The following is a 19,222-nucleotide window of genomic DNA, read 5'->3' on the forward strand; positions in this document are numbered from 1 at the left end:
ATGAATGAAAAAGAGTTCTCCCAAAATATAAACAAAGATTTAAATATTGCAGGTAGATTATCACTTGGTTTTATAAACCATCCTCTAACTGCAATTTCAATATTTTTTATTTTAGCCCTTGGATATATTTCTTTGATTTTAATGCCAAGAGAAGAAAATCCACAAATTAAAGTAAGTGGAGGAGCTGTGATCGTTGCAATGCCAGGAGCAAAACCTAGTGAAATACAAAAAGTAATCATAGAACCACTGGAGAAAAAAATAAAAGAAATCAAAGGAGTTGAACATATATACTCTTTTGCCAAAGACTCTGTTGGTATTGTTCAAGCTCAATATTACATTGGACAAGATAAAGAAGACTCAAATCTAAAGCTTTATGACCAAGTAATGAGAAATATGGATTTAATGCCAAAAGGTGCAATGCAACCTATTATTAAAACTATGGATATTGATACAGATATACCAGTAGCTACTATTGCTTTTTACGCTAAAAAAGATAAAAATGGAAATGTTATATCTCAAACCAAACTTTACAAAGAAGTAAACAAAATTACAAGAGAGATTAATAAAATAGATAATGTTGCTTTGATTGATTTAAAAGGTGAAAAGAAAGAGCAATATAATATCTTAGTAGATTCAAATAAAATCTCTGCATATAATCTATCTCTAGCACAAGTAATGACACAAGTAAAAGCCCTATCATATAAAACTCCAAATATTGAAGGTCAAACAAAAAGTGGTGAGATATTAGTATTTGGAGTAAAACACGCTATTCAATCAGCAAAAGATATTGAAAATATTATAGTTTCATATACAAGTGGAGTTGCTATATATCTAAAAGATATTGCAACAGTGCAGAGATCTTGGGATATTCAAAATAAAAAAGAAGCAATTTTATATCAAAAAAACACTGATGGAAAATATGAAGAAATAGAACAAGTAACAATGATGGTATCTAAACTAAAAGGTGCTAACTCTGTTGTAATTAATGAACGAGTATTTGAATATATGGATTCCATAAAAGATGAATTATTAAATAAACATATAGCTTATACTATCACTAGAGATGATGGATATACCGCTAATAATGCGGTAAACTCATTAGTTCAAAACTTACTTATTTCAATAGGAATTATTGCAATCTTATTAATTTTCACTTTAGGTTTTAAAGAAGCTATGATTGTATCTCTTACCGTTCCTATGATTTTATCATTGACTTTATTTACTGGATTTTTAATAGATGAAACAATAAATCGAATAACGCTTTTTGCACTTCTTGTAAGTCTTGGAATGCTTGTTGATGCTGCTATTATTGTAATTGAGAATATTCATAGACATAGAAAGTTCTCAAAACATTCAGATATTACAGTGATTTCTATTAATGCAACAAATGAGATAGGAAATGCCACTAATATTGCAACCATCGCTATTATCATGACATTTATTCCTATGTTCTTTGTAGGTGGTATGATGGGGCAATTTATGCACCCTCTTCCTGTATTTGTACCAATATCATTAGTTATGTCTTTATTTGTGGCTTACGCCTTTACACCGTATTTAATTAGAAAATTTTTATAGGATTATTGAATTATGAAATTAGAACAATTTATTTATAACATACTAGAGTGTAAATCAAAATCATTAATGGTTTATGCTATTACATTAATTTTATTTATTTTAAGTATTGCTACTTTTCCCACTAATATTGTTAAAGCAAAAATGCTTCCAGGAAAAGATTCAGATACTTTCTCAATCTATGTAAAACTAAAAGATGGATATAGCATAAAACATACAAAAAAAGTAACAAGATGTATTTCAAATGAACTTCAAAAAAATGAAAATATCACAAATATATCTGTATTTTTAAGTGAAGGTCAACCCCTAGATTTTGCAGCACTTGTAAAACAAAGTGCTTTAAAAGACAAACAATGGCAAGCAGAGATGATGATAAACATCAAAAAAGCAGAAGATAGAGATATAACTAGTTATAACCTAGTTTCAACACTTCGAGCTCCTATTAAGTCACATTGTTCAATGTATGATGCAAATATCAAGTTTATTGAGCTTCCAGCTGGTCCTCCTGTATTAGCTTCTATTGTTGCTGAAATTTATGGAGGAAAGAACTTCCAAAATAGAAGAGATTTCTCATATAAAATTGCACAAGTTTTAAAAGAAAGAGCAACACTTGTAGATATTGATGTAATGGCTAGTAAGGATTATATTAAATACGAACTAGAACTAGATAACAACAAAATCATCAAAAGTGGTGTTAGTTTGGAACAAATAAAAAATATTTTATATCTAGCATATGAAGGAATGGAAATTTCTGTTGTAAATGAAAATCAAGCAGAAAATCAAATTCCAATATTTTTAAGACTTGATGATTCAAGATTATTAGAAACTAGTACAAAAGAATCATTACAAAACAAATTACAAACATTAAAACTAATGAATAATAGAGGTTATATGGTAAGTTTATCAGCTTTTGTAAATATAAAAGAGGTAATCAAAGAACCCACAATAACATCTAAAAATTTAAATCAAATGATTAATGTAATTGCAGAAACAAATAAAGATAGCCAAATCTATCCATTACTTGATGCAAGAGCAGAAATGATAGAAAGATTTGCTAAAGATTATGAGGTAATAAAAACAGATATGTTAAACCTATCATTTGTGAATAAAAAAACAAAGGAGAGATTTGATTTAATATTTGATGGAGAATTAAAAGTAACCCTAGATACATTTAGAGATTTAGGTGGGGCATTTATTATTGCATTAGTTTTAATATTCTTTTTAATGGTAATGTATTATAAAAGTTTTGCCCTATCAGGAGGTATTGTATTATCTAGTTTTGTATCTATTATTGGAGTTATATTTGCTCATGTTATTATGGATATATTTACTTATGATACTTTTTATTTAACAGCTACATCCTTGATTGGATTTATTGGTCTAATTGGTATTAATTCACGAAACTCAACACTTATTATTGATTTCTCAAAACAATTAGTACAAGAAGAAAAACTAAGTATCAATGAAGCAATAGCAAAAGCTACAGCAACACGATCAAAACCAATTATTCTAACAGTTCTTACAATGGTATTCGCTTCATCATTACTAGCTACTGATGCAGTATTTGGAGGACTAGGAGTTGCACTAATTGGTGGTACTCTAATCTCATATGTTGTATCAATGTTTTTTGTTCCAGTGATTATCAAAAACCATTTACGAAAGATTATTTAAGGCTATAGCCTTCTTGAGGGATATTAACAATAATATCTATCTCAAGTTTTTTTCGTAACTCTTTAATAAAAGTCTTTAAAGCACTTGTACTCATATGAGAATTTTCCCAAATTCGCTCTTCTATTTGATTATAAGTGGTAATACATTGATTTTTATTTTCAAATAATAGAGCTAAGAAATCACGTTCTCTTCTTCTAACTAAAACACTCTTTCCATCAAACTTCACTTCTCTTGTGGATAAATCGAGAAGTACTCCATCAGATATTTCAAGTAAGGAGCTAAATTTTTCTTTTATTATCTTATTTAATACTTCTTGTAGTTTCTTCGTATTTAAAGGTTTTACTATAAAATGATTGATATTAAAATTAATTAAACTAAATAAATACTCTTCTGTTGAGTGAGCAGTTAATACAACAATTTTTACATAACTATCTTCATTTCTAATTTTTTTAACAAGCTCAATACCATTACCGTTATTCATTTGAATATCAGTAAATATAATATCAGGATTAATATCTTTATAAATCTCATATGCTTCTTCCCCACTTGAGGCTTCATAGATATCATCAAAGTAATACTTTAGAGTATTAATCACTCTTTTTCTAATACCTTTTTCATCTTCAACACATAAAATTGATAGTTTTTTTAATTCATCTAATAATTTATCTTCCACTTTATACCTACATTATAATTTTAAATTCTGCACCATTGTTTTTATTATGAACTTCTAGTTTACCATTCATATTATTTTCAATAATCATTTTTGACATATAAAGCCCCATTCCAGATGCTTTACTACTGTTTTTTGTAGAAAAATAAGGTTCAAATATAATATCAATATTTTCTAAATCAATACCACCTGCATTATCACTTATTATTACAACATTTTTATCATTTTCTTTTTTTAACTCTAAAAAAACTTCTGGTTTATTAGTCTTTCTCTCTTCAAATATATCTTTAGCATTTATTAGTAAATTCAAAATAACTTGTGAAAACTCCCTTTGATAACCAAATACAATATAATCCTCATTAAGATTTTTTCTTAGAGTAATTCCCAAGGCTTCATAAGATGAACAAATTAAACCAATACTATTATTACAAGCATCTTTTATTGAAAACTCTATTTTTTCTTTATCAGGTTTAAAAAAAGTTCTAAAATCATCAATTGTATCGGACATATAAGACAATAATCTATCAGCATCATTAGTACAATCTAAAATAAGAGTTTTATCTACTTTATCAAATCTTGTTGCTGTTTCAAGCTCCATTATAATACTAGAGACCTCAGATAAAGGCTGTCGCCATTGGTGTGAAATCATAGATAACATTGTTCCAAGTCTAGCTAGTCTTGACTGGTGTAACATAGCTCGCTCTTTATATTGAATATCTTTTATTGCATTTTGAACTTTCAATTCTAAAGAATTATTTAGCTTCTTTAATTCATCTTTTTGATCTTCTTCATTTTTTTGATACTGTTTAAAAGTCTTAGATATTTTACTTGAAATCATAATAAATAAAATTGTAATTACAAACATAACACCTAATGAAATATATATAATTAAAGATATATACTCTTCAACTCTATTACTTAAATCAGCTTTTTTAGATCTAATAGATTTTTGAATTTCATCCACATTTAAACTAGCACCTATAACCCAATCCCATTTCTCAAAATATTTAGAAAACCCTAATTTATCAATATCATTATGTTCATCTTTATAATCAATAAACATACCATCTTCAATATCTTTAATTTTATCAAGAAAGTTAAGGATTTCTTTTTCTTCTTTAGATTTATTAATTCCATCATATAACCATATAGAACCAGTATTATCGAACTTTAAAGAAGACATATATTTTTTTGAAACATCTTTTATAAATGAAATATCATTTGAAATATCTTCAATATTCCCTATAATCCAATCTACTTTTGGTAAGTATTTTATAAATACAATTTTATTACTTTTATTAAAAGGTATTAATTTACCCTCTTCTGAAAAAAGATAATTCTCAAAAAACTTTTCATCATTTTTGAACTCTTTTTTAATATCTTTATTTAAAGGCTGAATGATTTGTTTATTTTTAATATCATATGCAAAGAAATAGTTTGTATCAGATATTTTTGAATTTACAATATTTTTTAATATCTTTTCATCTTTGTTTAAATCTTGATACAACTGATTTAATCTATAACTTAAAACATAAGTTCTTTTAATAACCTTTTCATTTGCATTATTAGTATAGATAGATTCTTGATGTTGTAAATAGTTATAAACTCTTGTAATTTCTTCTTTTAAAAGATTTTTCTTATCTTGAAAAAACTCTTTTTCTATTCTTTTTGTTTCATCTTCAAAGTAATTATATTGTGTAGTAACAAATAAATAACTTGTAAAAAAAGTAATCAAAAAGATAGCAATTATGGGGGATATAATAATAAGTTTTGGTATATTTTTTTGGTTAAACATAAATTATTCTATCATTATATTTTTTAAATTCCAAATTAAAGGTGTGAAAAGTACCTACTTTTTGCTCACCCCTGTATGCTACAATTTTGATGATTAAAATTTTAAGGAGAGAATTAATGAAAAAAATATTACTAGCAATGTTTGTTCTAGTATCTTCAGTACTATTCGCACAGACTCCACAAGTAGGTGGAACTTTAGTATTTGGTAGAAGTGGTGATTCAACTTCAATGGATCCAAGTCATGCAACAGATGGAGAGAGCTTTTATGCAGCCTCTGCTATTTATGACAATTTGGTACAATTTAAATACGGTTCTACACAAATTGAGCCAGCACTAGCAACTTCATGGGATATCTCAGAAGATGGTTTAACATATACATTTAACTTAAGAAAAGGTGTATATTTCTCAAAAACTAAATTCTTCAAACAAAAGTCAGAATTTACATCAAAAGATGTTGTTTTCTCACTTAAAAGACAATTTGATAAAAACCATCCATACAATAAAGTTGGTGGGGCATTCAAATACTGGGCAGCAATGGATATGTCAAACATTGTAAAAGATGTAATTGCTGTAGACAAACACACTGTAAAAATTACATTAAAGAAAAAAGAAGCTCCTTTTATTGCTAATCTAGCAATGGAATTTTCAATGATCTTATCTGCTGATTATGCAGAAGCTCTTGCAAAAAAAGGTAAACAAAATGATTTAGGTAGAAAACCTGTTGGAACTGGTCCATTTGTATTTAAAAAATGGGTTAAAGATGACAAAATCATTTATACTGCAAATAAAAATTACTGGAATGGAAGACCTTATTTAAATAAATTAATCTTCAAAGTTATCACTAACAATGCTGTAAGAGCTGCTGAATTAAAAGCTGGTTCTATTCATGTAATGGATTTCCCAAATCCTGCTGAAGTACAAACATTAGATAATAACAAAGGTATTAAATTAGTTAAACAAGAAGGTTTAAATGTTGGGTTTTTAGCATTTAACCAAGAGAGAAAACCATTTGATAATAAACTTGTAAGACAAGCAATTTCACATGCAATTAATATGCAAGGTATTGTTGATTCTGTTTATGAAGGTTTAGGAAAAGTAGCAACTAATCCAATTCCTCCAACAATGTGGTCATACAACAAAAACCTAAAAGGTTATGAGTACAGTCCAGAAAAAGCAAAAGAGTTATTAAAACAAGCAGGACTTGAAAATGGATTCGAAACTAATATCTGGGCAATGCCAGTAGCTCGTCCATATAATCCAAATGGTAGAAAAGTAGCGGAAGCTATGCAAGCTGATTTAGCAAAAGTAGGAATCAAAGTAAAAATTGTATCTTATGACTGGGGAACTTACCTAAAAAAATCATCTAATGGTGAGCATGATATGGTTTTATTAGGATGGACTGGTGACAATGGTGATCCAGATAACTTCTTAAACGTATTATTAGGTAAACACGCTGCAATGAAAAAACCATCTCAAAACAGAGCTTTCTGGAAAAATGATGAATTCACAGCATTAATTGACCAAGCAAAAGAAATAACAGATGTATCTAAAAGAACTGCTATGTATGAAAAAGCACAAGCAATTTTTGAAGAAGAAGCAGCATGGAAACCAGTTGCACACTCAATTGTTGTTGTTCCAATGTTAAAGAAAGTAAACGGATTTAAAATTGACCCAGTAGGGAAAAGAAGATTTAAAGAAGTTTGGATTTCGAAATAATTATATTAAATAGGTAGGAGGAAACTTCTACCTATTTTTTTGTCTAAAAAGCACTTATAAAATAAAAATCGTTTTCAATTATATTTTTATTTTATAAGTGCCTAAAAAAGGAGATTTATTGTTAAGTTATATTATTAAAAGATTATTATGGGCAATTCCAACATTACTTGGAGTTTCACTATTAGTATTCTCAATGGTGCACATGGCACCAGGAGATCCTGCACTTGTTATGTTAGGTGAGCATGCAAGTAAAGAAAGTGTTGATGCACTAAGAGAACAAATGGGATTAAATAAGCCGTTAATTGAACAATACTTTATGTTTGTAACAAATGCTGTGCAAGGTGACTTTGGAATGTCAACAACTTCAGGGGAACCTGTACTTGATGAATTTATGGAAAGATTTCCTGCAACTGTTGAATTAGCTTTATTTGCAATGTTCTTTGCAGTAATTGCAGGATTATTTGCTGGAATTATTTCTGCTGTAAAAAGATACTCTATCTTTGATTACGCAGCAATGTCAACTGCACTTGCTGGTGTTTCAATGCCAGTGTTTTGGTTAGGTTTGATGTTAATTTACTTCTTCTCAGTTGAGTTAGGTTGGCTTCCAGTTTCTGGTCGATTAGGATATGAATTTGATATTGATGAAGTAACTGGATTGTTTTTAATTGATTCTATTTTAATGGATGATTATGAAGCATTTTGGGATGCATTCAAACATCTAATTTTACCTGCTATTGCATTAGGAACTATCCCTATGGCAATTATTGCAAGAATGACAAGAGCATCTATGATTGAAGTTTTAAAAGAAGAGTATGTAAGAACAGCAAAAGCAAAAGGCTGTACAAAAACTCAAGTTATTATGGTTCATGCACTTAAAAATGCTCTACTTCCAGTATTAACAGTAATTGGGCTAATGGTAGGAACTTTATTTGCGGGAGCTATTTTGACTGAAACTACATTTTCATGGCCGGGAATTGGTAAATGGCTTGTAAATGCAGTAAATCAAAGAGATTTCCCTATTATTCAATCTACTACATTAATTATTGCTTCTATGTTTGTAATCGTAAATTTAATTGTTGACGTATTATATGCTGTAGTAAATCCAAAAATAAGGCTTTCATAATGACGAGTGAGAATAAAGTATTAGAATTTTATAAACAATTCAGAAAAAATAAATCTGCTTTAATTGGATTATATATTGTAGCTATCTTAATTTTGTGTGCACTTTTAGCACCAGTTTTAGCTCCTTATGATCCACTTATTCAAAATTTAGAAAATAGACTTATACCTCCATTTTGGGCTGAGGGTGGCAGTTTTGCACATATTTTAGGAACTGATGATTTTGGTAGAGATTTACTTTCAAGAATTATTTATGGAGCTAGAATCTCTCTTATGATTGGTGTTGTATCTGTTGGTATCTCACTATTCTTTGGTTTAATTATGGGTGCATGTGCTGGATACTTTGGAGGAAAAGTTGATATTATCATCATGAGAGTTGTTGATATTATGCTTTCTATTCCTGCTATTTTATTAGCAATTGTAATTGTATCTATTTTAGGACCTGATTTGATGAATGCCATGATTGCAATTGGTATTGTTGGCGTTCCAACATTTGCAAGAATTGTAAGAGCATCCGTATTAGCTGAAAAAGAAAAAGAGTATGTAGTAGCAAGTAGAATCAATGGTTCTGGAAACTTTAGACTTATTTCAAAAGTAATTTTACCTAACTGTACTACTCCTATTATTGTTCAAGCAACAATGGGGTTTGCATCTGCTGTTTTAGAAGCTGCTGGTCTTTCATTCCTAGGACTTGGAGCTCAACCACCAACACCAGAATGGGGAGCAATGCTTGCTGATTCATTACAGTTTATTACAACTGCATCTTGGATGATTGTTTTCCCAGGAATTGCTATTTTCTTAACTGTAATGGGATTCAACCTTGTAGGTGATGGATTAATGGATGTATTAGATCCAAAGATGAAGGATAGATAATGTTATTAGAAGTTAAAAAATTAAAAACACAATTCTTTTCAGATAAGGGAGTTAATACGGCTGTAAATGGTATTGATTTTCATATTGAAAAGGGAAAAACATTATGTATCGTAGGAGAGAGTGGTTCTGGAAAATCAATGACATCACTTTCTATTATGGGATTAGTAGAAGAACCTGGACGTGTAACTGAAGGTGAGATTATATTTGAAGGGGAAGATTTATTAAAACTAAATGAATCTACGATGAGAAATATTCGAGGAAAAGATATTGCTATGATTTTTCAAGAACCTATGACATCTCTAAACCCATCATATACAGTAGGATACCAAATTGACGAAGTACTTAGACTTCACCAAAAAGAACTAAATAAAACTCAAAGAAAACAAAGAGTTATTGAACTATTTGAAGAAGTTGGTATTCCCTTAGCTGCTGATAAATACAATGAATATCCATTTAAACTAAGTGGAGGTCAAAGACAAAGAGTTATGATTGCAATGGCAATGGCATGTGAACCAAAACTTTTAATTGCTGATGAGCCAACAACTGCCCTTGATGTTACTATTCAAGCTCAAGTATTAGAGCTTATGAATGAACTTAAAGCAAAAAAGGGAACTTCTATTTTATTTATAACACATGATTTAGGTGTAGTTGCTCAAATGGCAGATGAAGTAGTAGTTATGTACAAAGGAAATGTAGTTGAGCAAGCAAGCGTAAAAGAGTTGTTTGATAACCCAAGACATCCATATACAAAAGCATTATTAAACTCAATTCCAAGACCAGGAAAAGTAAAAAGAAAATCTAGATTAGATACAGTTGATGAAAATGTAAACTATCTAGACTTTCCAAAGGAAATCAGATGAGTACCCAAGAAACAGTATTTGAAATAAAAGACTTAGAAAAAACATATACAATTTCAAGAGGACTTTTCAAAGACCCTCAAGTTATAAAAGCAGTAAATAAAATCAACTTCCATGTAAATCATGGGGAGACATACTCAATTGTTGGTGAAAGTGGTTGTGGAAAATCTACAACTGCTAAAATGCTTTTAAATATTGAAGAACCTACATCTGGAAAAATCTTCTTTAGAGGAAAAGATATTTCTACTTTTAATGCTCAAGAGTGGAAAGAGTATAGAAAGAAAGTACAAATTATTTTCCAAGATCCCTACTCTTCTTTAAATCCTAGATGGACTGTTGGAAAAATTATTGCAGAACCATTGCTTTTAAATACTGATTTATCTAAAAAAGAGATTGAGACAAAAGTATATGAAATTATGAAAAGAGTTGGTTTAGAAAACGATTGGTATGATAGATACCCGCATCAGTTTTCAGGAGGTCAGAGACAAAGAATCGGAATTGCTAGAGCATTAGTATTAAATCCTGAAGTTATTGTTTGTGATGAGCCAGTATCTGCTTTAGATGTATCTATTCAAGCACAAGTACTTAATCTTCTTTTAGATTTACAAGAAGAATTTGACTTAACTTATGTATTTATCTCTCACGATTTAGGGGTAGTTGAACATATCTCAGATAGAATAATGGTAATGTACTTTGGTGATGTAGTAGAACTTTCAACTGTAGATGAACTGTTTGAAAACCCAAAAGCTGATTATACAAAAAAACTATTAAGTGCAATTCCAACACTATAGGATTTCCATGAAAGACTTATATAAAAAACATCTATCAAAGGTATTAAATACTTTTGATAGACTAATGAATAAATACCAATATGATGAAGTTGTTTTATATTCAGGTGAGATAAAAACTGTTCATTTAGATGACAATACGTATCCTTTTAAAGCCTATTTTAACTTCAAATATTTTGCTCCTATTTTGGACTATCCAAACTCTTTGATTATTTATAAATCAGGTGAAAAACCAAAACTAGTTTTATTTAGACAAGAAGACTATTGGCATTCTCAGCCAAAAGATATAGAAGGGTTTTGGATTGAGTTTTTTGATATTACATACTATAAAGATATAAATAAGATATTTGATAACTTATCTACAAATTTAAGTAAAACTGCCTTTTTAGGTGAAGATACTAAGAGGTTTGAAAAACTTCACTTTAAATCTTTTAATGATAAAAAAGTATTAGACTTTATTCATTTTAACAGAAGTTATAAAAGTGAATATGAAGTATCATCTATTAGAAAAGCAAATGAATTAGCATCATATGCACATAAAGCAGCTCACCAATCTTTTTTAGATGGAAATAGTGAATTACAATCTCATCTTAAATATCTTGAAGCAATTGCTTTTAAAGAGAGTGAAGTTCCATATCCAAATATTGTAGCTTACGATGAGAATTCTGCAATTTTACATTATATGGATTATAGTACTAAAAAGATAGATTCAAAATCATTTTTATTAGATGCGGGAGCTTCTTGTAATGGTTATCATTCAGATATTACTAGAACCTTTGTAAAAGATGGACATGATGAATTTAAAGCTTTAATTCAAGCAGTTGATAAATGTAATTTAAACATAATATCAAAGATTAAAATCGGTATGAATTATGAAGAATTACAAGAGCAAATGCATAAAGATGTATCTCAAATACTAGTTGATTTTAAACTAATGAATATTTCTTATGATGAGATATACGAACAAGGTTATTCTAAAATATTCTCTCCAACTGGAGTAGGACATTATCTAGGACTTCAAGTTCATGATGTAGGGAATTTTATATCAGATGAAAATGGAAGTGTAATTGAGAGATCAAAAGAGCATCCATATTTAAGACTAAGACGAGATATAGAAGTTTCAAATGTATTTACCATAGAACCAGGGGTTTATATAATAGAGCAACTTCTAAGACCACATATGGGAAATAAAAAGTTTAATTGGGATAATATTAACGCATTAAAACCATATGGTGGTGTTAGAATAGAAGATAATATCTATGTAGGTGAAAACCAAATCATTAACCTAACAAGACCATACTTCAAGGAAATTGATGAAAGTAGCAATATTATCTGATATACATAGTAATGTATATGCTCTAAAAGCTGTCATAAAAGACGCAAAAAAAAGAGATATCAATAAGTTTATAAACTTAGGTGATACTCTTTATGGTCCTATACAACCCTATAAAACATACAAGCTACTTCTTAAACATAAATTCATACATATTTGTGGAAATCAAGATAGACAAATATTTGATGCAAGTGAAGATGAAATTAAATCTAACCCTACTTTAGAGTTTATACTTGATGATATTAGCCAAAAAACACTAGAGTGGATGAAAACTCATCCAAAAACTCATACCTTAAAAAATGATATATTTTTATGTCATGGAACACCAAATGATGACTTGACATATTTACTTGAAAAAATAGAGAATGAAACAAATATATTAAGAGATGAAAAAGAAATTCTTGAACTAATAAAAGATATAAAACAAAAAGTGATTTTATGTGGACATTCACATACTCCAAGAATGATTGAACTATCAAATGGACAAATCATAATAAATCCAGGTTCTGTTGGATTACAAGCTTATAGTGATGATATTCCAAAACATAAAATAGAAAATCACAACTCTTATGCTTCTTATGTAATATTAGAAAAAAAAGATGATGATATAAAAGTAGAATTTATAAGAGTTCCATATAAAAAAGAAAAAGCTATCAAACAAGCAAAAAAGAATAATAGAAAAGATTGGATGTATGCATTAGAGTTTGGAAAAGTTAATTAACAATCACTTTATATATTCTGGATAATATTAATAATATAAATACACTTATAAAAAACCTAAGGTAAGAAATGAACCCCAAAGTAAAAAAATATGCAAAAGAAATAGCAAAAACTCTAATAATATTAACAGTAATACTAAATATAGTTAGTTACTTCAAATCACAAGATTTAAACAAAGACAAACTAAACATACAAACTTTTAAACTACTAGATAATAGTACATATACTGTTCCAAATGATAAACCAATATTAGTACACTTCTGGGCAACATGGTGTCCAACATGTAAAATAGAAGGTGGAAATATAGAAAGAGTATCAAAAGACTATGAAGTAATCACAATAGCCTCTCAATCAGGTAGTAAAGAAGAGATACAAAAATACCTAGAGGAAAATAATCTAACATTCAAAGTAGTAAATGATCTAGATGGAGAGTTTGCAAGCCAATTCAACATCTCAGCATACCCTACTACATTTATTTATGACAAAGATAAAAACATGACTTTTAGCGAAGTTGGCTATACGTCTACATTTGGGCTTTATTGGAGAATGTTTTTTAGTTAAATAAGAAACAAATCAGCAAATTAAAAAACTATTACAAAATAGTTGAAAGTACCGCACAACTAAAATAAATTCATATTTTTGTAAAGTTCAAGGAAGAGTTAGATATTTGAGAGGAGCGTACACGAAGTACGTGGCTAACAAATCTCTAGCTCTAACGCAGAGATTTGTAAAAAGATGGATTTATGATTTATAAATCGTGTACCATTGCGATTTCATCACAAATTGGAAAGTGCTTACATCTTATACAATCTGCCCAAATCTTATGCTCAGGAATTTCTTCTTTTTCTATCATTCTAAAACCTGCTGTTTCAAAAAAACTTTTTGCGTAAGTTAGAGATAAAATTTGTTTTAATTTATATTCTCTTCCCTCGTCGATACAGGCTTGTACTAATTTTAGTCCTAGTTTTAATCCTCTAAACTTTTTAGATACTACAAGACTTCGAACTTCTGCTAATCTTGCAGAGTGAATATGTAAGGCTGTAAATCCAGCCATTACACCATCTACTTCTACTACTGTATATGATCTAATAGTATTAGCCATTTCATCTTCTGTTCGTAAAAGAATGTTTCCATTGTCAACTTCTTCTTTTACTAACTCTTGCATTAACGTAATATGAGATACATCTGGTTTAAGAAATGTGATTTCCAAATAAATGTCCTGTTATAGCATCTTGAAGATCTTGCATACCTCTTTTTTTAAGGTTAGATACAAAAATCCCTTCAGGATATGCTCTTTTTAATTTTTGTAAATCATTTTGCTTTAATTTATCAATCTTTGTAAAAGCATTAATAATGATTTGATCCCCTCTTTTATGAGTTCTTAAAAACTCATCAACATTCTTATCAACAGCTAAATCAATATGCCTAGCATCAATTAAATGTACAAATACTTGTAAGTTTTGTCTTTGTTCTAAATATCCTGTAAGGTTTTTATTCCATGCAGCTTTTAAACTTTTTGAAACTCTTGCATATCCAAATCCTGGTAAATCCACAAATCTAGCGAAAAGATAAGGTACTTCTTCACTCTCTGTCTTAAATTTAATTTCAAAATAATTAATAAGTTGAGTTTTACCAGGCGTAGAAGAAGATTTTGCTAATCCTTTTCTATTTGTAAGCGTATTTAACAGTGATGATTTACCAACATTACTTCTACCTAAGAAAGCAACTTCTGCTCTATCTGGAGTTGGTGAATCACTTATACTTTGCGCTGATGTTAAAAACTGTGCTTCTACTATTTTCATTTATTTTTTACCCTCTTGTCCCTGTTGTATATTAATAATAAATCTTACTGGTTTATCTTCACTACCACTAACTCTTGCTTCGCCAGTTAGTTGATTTACATAGATTTTATCACCATAGATTTTTCTATTATCATTTTTTTCTTGTAAAAATCCGTTACCAATTACAGTATATTCTTGTTTAGATGGAGAATAAATGATTTTATTTCCTTTTCCAATATAATGTTTTAGTTTTGTTACTAATTCAAAATCTACATTACCCGTAGCAATATATTTTGAAGGAGTTTTTACATTAGTTCCTTTTTGACTTACGAAATAAATATCTACTTTATTTGCATTAAGTTTATCTTTTCCCATTTTGATTTTTACATTACCTGTAAAAGATGAAATCCCTTTGTTATCACTTGCCTCAAACTGTTCTGCATCAATTACAAGTTTTTGTGTTTGAGCAAACAGTAGTGTTGAACATACTAATAATCCAGCTAAAAATTTCATTATCAACCCTTATTTTTTATTTTTCATATCAATTTCAAAATGCACTTTTTTTGACTTAAAGTTATTCTTATTCATATCTAAATATAAATTTGTTCCCTTTATAGTGCTTCCATTATATTTACCATTAAAAGCGATATCATTGTATGCAACTTTTTGTTTAGTATTATAATAAAGTTTTTCAGTATTAAGAGTCATGAAATTATCTCTTCTATAAAAAACTTTTTCTTTTAAAGTAAGAATATCTCCATGACTTATAATCATTTTTGCATTTAATTTATCTAAATTGTATTTCTTATTTTTCTTTGTATTTTTGATGATAATATCAGCATCAAACATTTCGTCTCTATTTTTGTATTTTATAGCTTTTGAAGCATCTACAACTTTAGTTACACTATCTTCTGTAAGTGTAAACATAAGTGGTTCTTCAAATACTACTAAAGGAATATCTTTATCAGTATTTTCACTTATTCTATTCTCAACTGGAATAAAGTAAGCAGCAATTCCTAATGCTAATAAAATATTTACAAAAAGTTTTATACCCATGCGTTAACAAAATCCTCTTCTAAACCATCTTCTTTGAAAATGTATTCCATCATTTCACGAACAGCACCTTCTCCACCTTTGTTTTCACAAACTACGTTTACAAAATCTTTAAGGTATGAAGTTCCATTGGCAGGAGTGAATGATAATCCAGCTTTTTTCAGCATTTTATAATCGTTTAAATCATCTCCAATTGCTGCAACTTGATTCCACTCTAAACCTTCTTCTTTTAAGATGTTTTCTAATACTTCATCTTTATTATGAATACCTTGGTGTAAATGTGAAATTCCTAACTCTTTTGCACGTCTTTCAACTAAGGCAGATTTTCTACCTGTAATAATTGCAGCTTTTTTAGCAAACTTTTTAGTCCATACAGCAATAGCTAAACCATCGGCTACATCAAAAGACTTGATCTCATCACCATTACTTGTATACATGATTTTACCATCTGTCAATGTACCATCAACATCTAATACAATTAACTCAATCATAGAACACCTTTTGTACTTGGAATTCCAAGTCTTTCATTTTTAACTAATGCACGTCTTAATGCAACAGCAAATGCCTTGAAAGATGCTTCTAAGATATGGTGTTTATTTCTACCTCTATCTTGAATAATATGTACAGTTAATCCAGCATTTCCAGAAATTGCATGGAAGAATTCTTCAGCTAGTTCTACATCAAACTCACCTACTTTTCCTGATACATTTACTTCATATACTAAAAATGGTCTATTTGATAAATCTAATGCACATGTAGTTGCAGCTTCATCCATAACTACTGTTGCATTACCATATCTCTCAACTGCTTCAATAGGAAAAATTTCTTCTTTAAGTGCTTTTCCTATTACGATACCACAGTCTTCTACAGTATGATGAGCATCAACATGTAAATCACCATCACATGTAAGTTCTAAATCCATACCACTATGTTTAGATAAAGCCTCTAACATATGATCAAAAAAACCAACTCCAGTTTTAATAGTTGATTTTCCACTACCATTGATATCTAATTTACATTTAATTTTCGTTTCTCTAGTTTCTCTATTTATCTCTGTCATTGTTTACCCTATTATTTCTCTACTATCATACCGTTTAGACCATTTGAGTCTTTGAAAAGTTGCGCATGATTATATGAATCAAAACCTGTAATATAAACTTTATGTAAATATCTTTCACCTGAAAGTATCTTCTTAACTTCTACATTATACTTCCCATTTGTTAATGATTCGTATTTAGCTTTTGTCTGAAGTGCACCTTCCATTCTACTAAAGGCACCAACTTGAATATCATAATTCCCAGCAGGCATAATTACTTTTTCTTCTATTTTCATAGGAGCTAGTGATTCTACTACTTCAGTATTGTTAACTTTAGTACCAAGAGCTGGTTTTGCTTTTGCAACATTTTGTGGTAATTCATTTAATGGTGCATTACCGTTTTCAATCTCACCGTTATATCCAATAACAGTAATTTTAACTTTTGCAGTTCCATTTCTAACCATATCAATTTTATGAGCAGCCTTATTTGATAAATCAATAATTCTTCCAGCTACAAAAGGACCTCTATCATTTACTCTTACAATTGCAGTTCTACCGTTTTCTAGGTTGTGAACTTTTACCATTGTATTCATAGGTAGAGTTTTATGCGCTGCTGTCATTGCATACATGTTGTAAGTTTCACCATTAGAAGTTTTCTTTGCATGAAAGTTAGGACCATACCAAGAAGCAATACCTCTGAAGTCATCGCCAACATTTACAACTTTTGGATAATACCTAACACCAAAAACAGTATAAGGTCTTAGTGTTGCTCTATGCATAGCTTTTGAATTTCTAATTAAAACATTAGTTGTATTAGGTTTATATACTTTGTTTATATCTGAACTTGGAACTGAATAAGAAGGTTCTTTTTGAGAACATCCAGTAATTAATAGTGTACCAATTAGCAAGCTTGTAGTTACACTATACTTAATAGTTTTATTTAAAAACTTCAAGTTTTTCTCCTATTATTTAAATAAATATATATTATGAAATCGAAATAGGACTCTTTTTTAAATTTTTATGTTTTAATTGAAAATAAATAAGATTTTTGAAGGTCTTATTTAAAGAGTTACTATTATATAAAATAGTAACTATTATATCTAAGATATACTAGAAAACTCTTTAAATAATTTTTTTGCGTTTGTTGTAGTTAGTTCTTCTATCTCATCTCTTGAGATATTTAGAAGTTCTGCCATTTTATCAGCCACAAAAACTGTAAAATATGGTTCATTTCTCTCACCTCTATGGGGATGTGGAGTAAGATATGGAGCATCAGTTTCGATGATTAATTTGTCTTTTGGTATTTTAGGTAAAACTGATACTAATTTCTTAGCATTCTTAAAAGTTAAAACCCCACCAATTCCAAAATAAAATTCATGATCAGCTAAAGGAAGTAGATGTTCACTTGCATTGTAACAATGAAGAACTCCACCTACTTCTTTTGCATTATAATCAATCAAGATTTGTCTTGAATCATCTGATGCTTCACGAATATGAACAATAAGAGGTTTTTTCACTTTTTTAGCAAACTCAATTTGAGATATAAATACCTCTTTTTGTTTTGCTACATTAGCTTTCTTTTCCTCTTCATCTTCTGGGAGTCTAAAATAATCTAGTCCACATTCTCCAACGGCAATACATTTTGGATGATTTATATACTCTTCTAAAACTTTTTCATCATATGAATCTATATCATAAGGATGAATACCAACAGCAAAATAAACACTATCGTATTTTTCTGCTAATTTAATAGATTGAGGTAAATCATTAAAATCCGCGCCAGGTATTAAAAACCCTTTTACACCGTGGTCTAAAGCATTTTGAATTACTTTATCAATGTCTTCATAATATTTAGAATTATCTAAATGGCAATGTGTATCTATAATTATGACAATAACCTTTTTCCAACCAAATTAATTAAATTACCAATTTGAGAAATATCTTCTGCTTTAATCCAAGCATCAATACCAAAGTTCTTAAAAGCATCATAGTCACTCTCATCTTCAATTATTGCAATAGAAACAAATTTTTCAGCACAAGCTTTTGCTTTATTTTCTTCGAATTCAAAAATTGTATTAATATCTAATACAACAATATCAGCATCACCTGCTACACCACTATGAAAATTTTCTACTGTATGGTCACTACCAAATACTGAATCTTCTATTTCACAAAATGTTACGATTTTCATTTTTTTCTCCCAAAAAATTGATATAAATTATTTTAGCTAAAAAATTAT

General features: G+C 29.0%; 19 protein-coding genes and 1 pseudogene. 9 read left to right on the forward strand and 11 right to left on the reverse strand.

All coding sequences use genetic code 11. The annotated features are described in order from the left end of the window. Positions 1-3,243: pseudogene (locus ALEK_RS17580) on the forward strand (efflux RND transporter permease subunit). Here the strand turns inward: ALEK_RS17580 and ALEK_RS10760 are convergent. Further along, positions 3,236-3,916 carry a response regulator transcription factor gene (locus ALEK_RS10760; RefSeq protein ID WP_071625161.1) on the reverse strand — a complete coding sequence of 227 codons (681 nt, stop codon included), beginning with the start codon at positions 3,914-3,916 and terminating at the stop codon, positions 3,236-3,238. The pseudogene ALEK_RS17580 and the gene ALEK_RS10760 sit on opposite strands and share 8 nt — an antisense overlap. A gap of 7 nt (positions 3,917-3,923) precedes the next feature. Continuing rightward, complete coding sequence (locus ALEK_RS10765) at positions 3,924-5,708, reverse strand: sensor histidine kinase (RefSeq protein ID WP_071625160.1); 1,785 nt, start codon at positions 5,706-5,708, stop codon at positions 3,924-3,926. A 116-nt stretch (positions 5,709-5,824) separates the two neighbouring features. Here ALEK_RS10765 and ALEK_RS10770 point away from each other — a divergent pair, with 116 nt between their 5' ends. From ALEK_RS10770 to ALEK_RS10805, 8 genes are all read left to right on the forward strand, one after another. Beyond that, entirely contained in the window at positions 5,825-7,423 is a 1,599-nt protein-coding gene (locus tag ALEK_RS10770; protein WP_071625159.1) for an ABC transporter substrate-binding protein, read from the forward strand. A gap of 118 nt (positions 7,424-7,541) precedes the next feature. Then, positions 7,542-8,546 (forward strand): ABC transporter permease, encoded by a 1,005-nt coding sequence (locus ALEK_RS10775; RefSeq protein ID WP_071625158.1) that lies wholly within the window; start codon positions 7,542-7,544, stop codon positions 8,544-8,546. Next, positions 8,546-9,415: an ABC transporter permease gene (locus tag ALEK_RS10780; protein ID WP_071625157.1), complete on the forward strand. Its 870-nt coding sequence runs from the start codon at positions 8,546-8,548 to the stop codon at positions 9,413-9,415. Before ALEK_RS10775 ends, ALEK_RS10780 begins: the two co-directional genes overlap by 1 nt. Continuing rightward, entirely contained in the window at positions 9,415-10,275 is an 861-nt protein-coding gene (locus ALEK_RS10785; protein ID WP_071625156.1) for an ABC transporter ATP-binding protein, read from the forward strand. Before ALEK_RS10780 ends, ALEK_RS10785 begins: the two co-directional genes overlap by 1 nt. Continuing rightward, positions 10,272-11,063, forward strand: a complete 792-nt coding sequence (locus ALEK_RS10790) for an ABC transporter ATP-binding protein (protein ID WP_071625155.1) — start codon at positions 10,272-10,274, stop codon at positions 11,061-11,063. The genes ALEK_RS10785 and ALEK_RS10790 overlap by 4 nt, the downstream gene beginning before the upstream one ends. A gap of 7 nt (positions 11,064-11,070) precedes the next feature. Further along, the gene (gene pepQ / locus ALEK_RS10795; protein WP_071625154.1) at positions 11,071-12,396 is read left to right on the forward strand and encodes a Xaa-Pro dipeptidase; all 1,326 of its coding nucleotides are present in this window, start codon (positions 11,071-11,073) and stop codon (positions 12,394-12,396) included. Continuing rightward, the gene (locus ALEK_RS10800; RefSeq protein ID WP_071625153.1) at positions 12,374-13,114 is read left to right on the forward strand and encodes a metallophosphoesterase family protein; all 741 of its coding nucleotides are present in this window, start codon (positions 12,374-12,376) and stop codon (positions 13,112-13,114) included. The genes pepQ and ALEK_RS10800 overlap by 23 nt, the downstream gene beginning before the upstream one ends. A 68-nt stretch (positions 13,115-13,182) precedes the next feature. Further along, a complete protein-coding gene (locus ALEK_RS10805) occupies positions 13,183-13,674 on the forward strand; it encodes a redoxin domain-containing protein (protein ID WP_071625152.1) in 492 nt (163 codons plus the stop codon). A gap of 187 nt (positions 13,675-13,861) precedes the next feature. On the opposite strand, the gene ALEK_RS10810 is transcribed toward ALEK_RS10805, so the two are convergent. The 9 genes from ALEK_RS10810 to ALEK_RS10850 form a co-directional block, all read right to left on the reverse strand. Beyond that, a complete protein-coding gene (locus tag ALEK_RS10810; protein ID WP_071625151.1) occupies positions 13,862-14,323 on the reverse strand; it encodes an N-acetyltransferase in 462 nt (153 codons plus the stop codon). Beyond that, a complete protein-coding gene (gene yihA, locus ALEK_RS10815; RefSeq protein ID WP_071625150.1) occupies positions 14,304-14,915 on the reverse strand; it encodes a ribosome biogenesis GTP-binding protein YihA/YsxC in 612 nt (203 codons plus the stop codon). The genes ALEK_RS10810 and yihA overlap by 20 nt, the downstream gene beginning before the upstream one ends. Beyond that, a complete protein-coding gene (gene lptA, locus ALEK_RS10820) occupies positions 14,916-15,407 on the reverse strand; it encodes a lipopolysaccharide transport periplasmic protein LptA (protein WP_228146242.1) in 492 nt (163 codons plus the stop codon). A gap of 9 nt (positions 15,408-15,416) precedes the next feature. Then, positions 15,417-15,950: an LPS export ABC transporter periplasmic protein LptC gene (lptC, locus tag ALEK_RS10825; RefSeq protein WP_071625149.1), complete on the reverse strand. Its 534-nt coding sequence runs from the start codon at positions 15,948-15,950 to the stop codon at positions 15,417-15,419. Beyond that, complete coding sequence (locus tag ALEK_RS10830) at positions 15,941-16,438, reverse strand: KdsC family phosphatase (protein ID WP_071625148.1); 498 nt, start codon at positions 16,436-16,438, stop codon at positions 15,941-15,943. Before ALEK_RS10830 ends, lptC begins: the two co-directional genes overlap by 10 nt. After that, a complete protein-coding gene (hisB, locus tag ALEK_RS10835) occupies positions 16,435-17,007 on the reverse strand; it encodes an imidazoleglycerol-phosphate dehydratase HisB (RefSeq protein ID WP_071625147.1) in 573 nt (190 codons plus the stop codon). The genes ALEK_RS10830 and hisB overlap by 4 nt, the downstream gene beginning before the upstream one ends. Positions 17,008-17,018: 11 nt before the next feature. Then, positions 17,019-17,936 (reverse strand): septal ring lytic transglycosylase RlpA family protein, encoded by a 918-nt coding sequence (locus ALEK_RS10840; RefSeq protein WP_071625146.1) that lies wholly within the window; start codon positions 17,934-17,936, stop codon positions 17,019-17,021. Positions 17,937-18,083: 147 nt separating this feature from the next. Next, the gene (locus ALEK_RS10845) at positions 18,084-18,872 is read right to left on the reverse strand and encodes a TatD family hydrolase (protein ID WP_071625145.1); all 789 of its coding nucleotides are present in this window, start codon (positions 18,870-18,872) and stop codon (positions 18,084-18,086) included. Beyond that, entirely contained in the window at positions 18,869-19,174 is a 306-nt protein-coding gene (locus tag ALEK_RS10850; RefSeq protein WP_071625144.1) for a hypothetical protein, read from the reverse strand. The genes ALEK_RS10845 and ALEK_RS10850 overlap by 4 nt, the downstream gene beginning before the upstream one ends. Between the last annotated feature and the right edge of the window lie 48 nt (positions 19,175-19,222).

The sequence above is a fragment of the Poseidonibacter lekithochrous genome (assembly GCF_013283835.1).
GTDB lineage: Bacteria > Campylobacterota > Campylobacteria > Campylobacterales > Arcobacteraceae > Poseidonibacter > Poseidonibacter lekithochrous.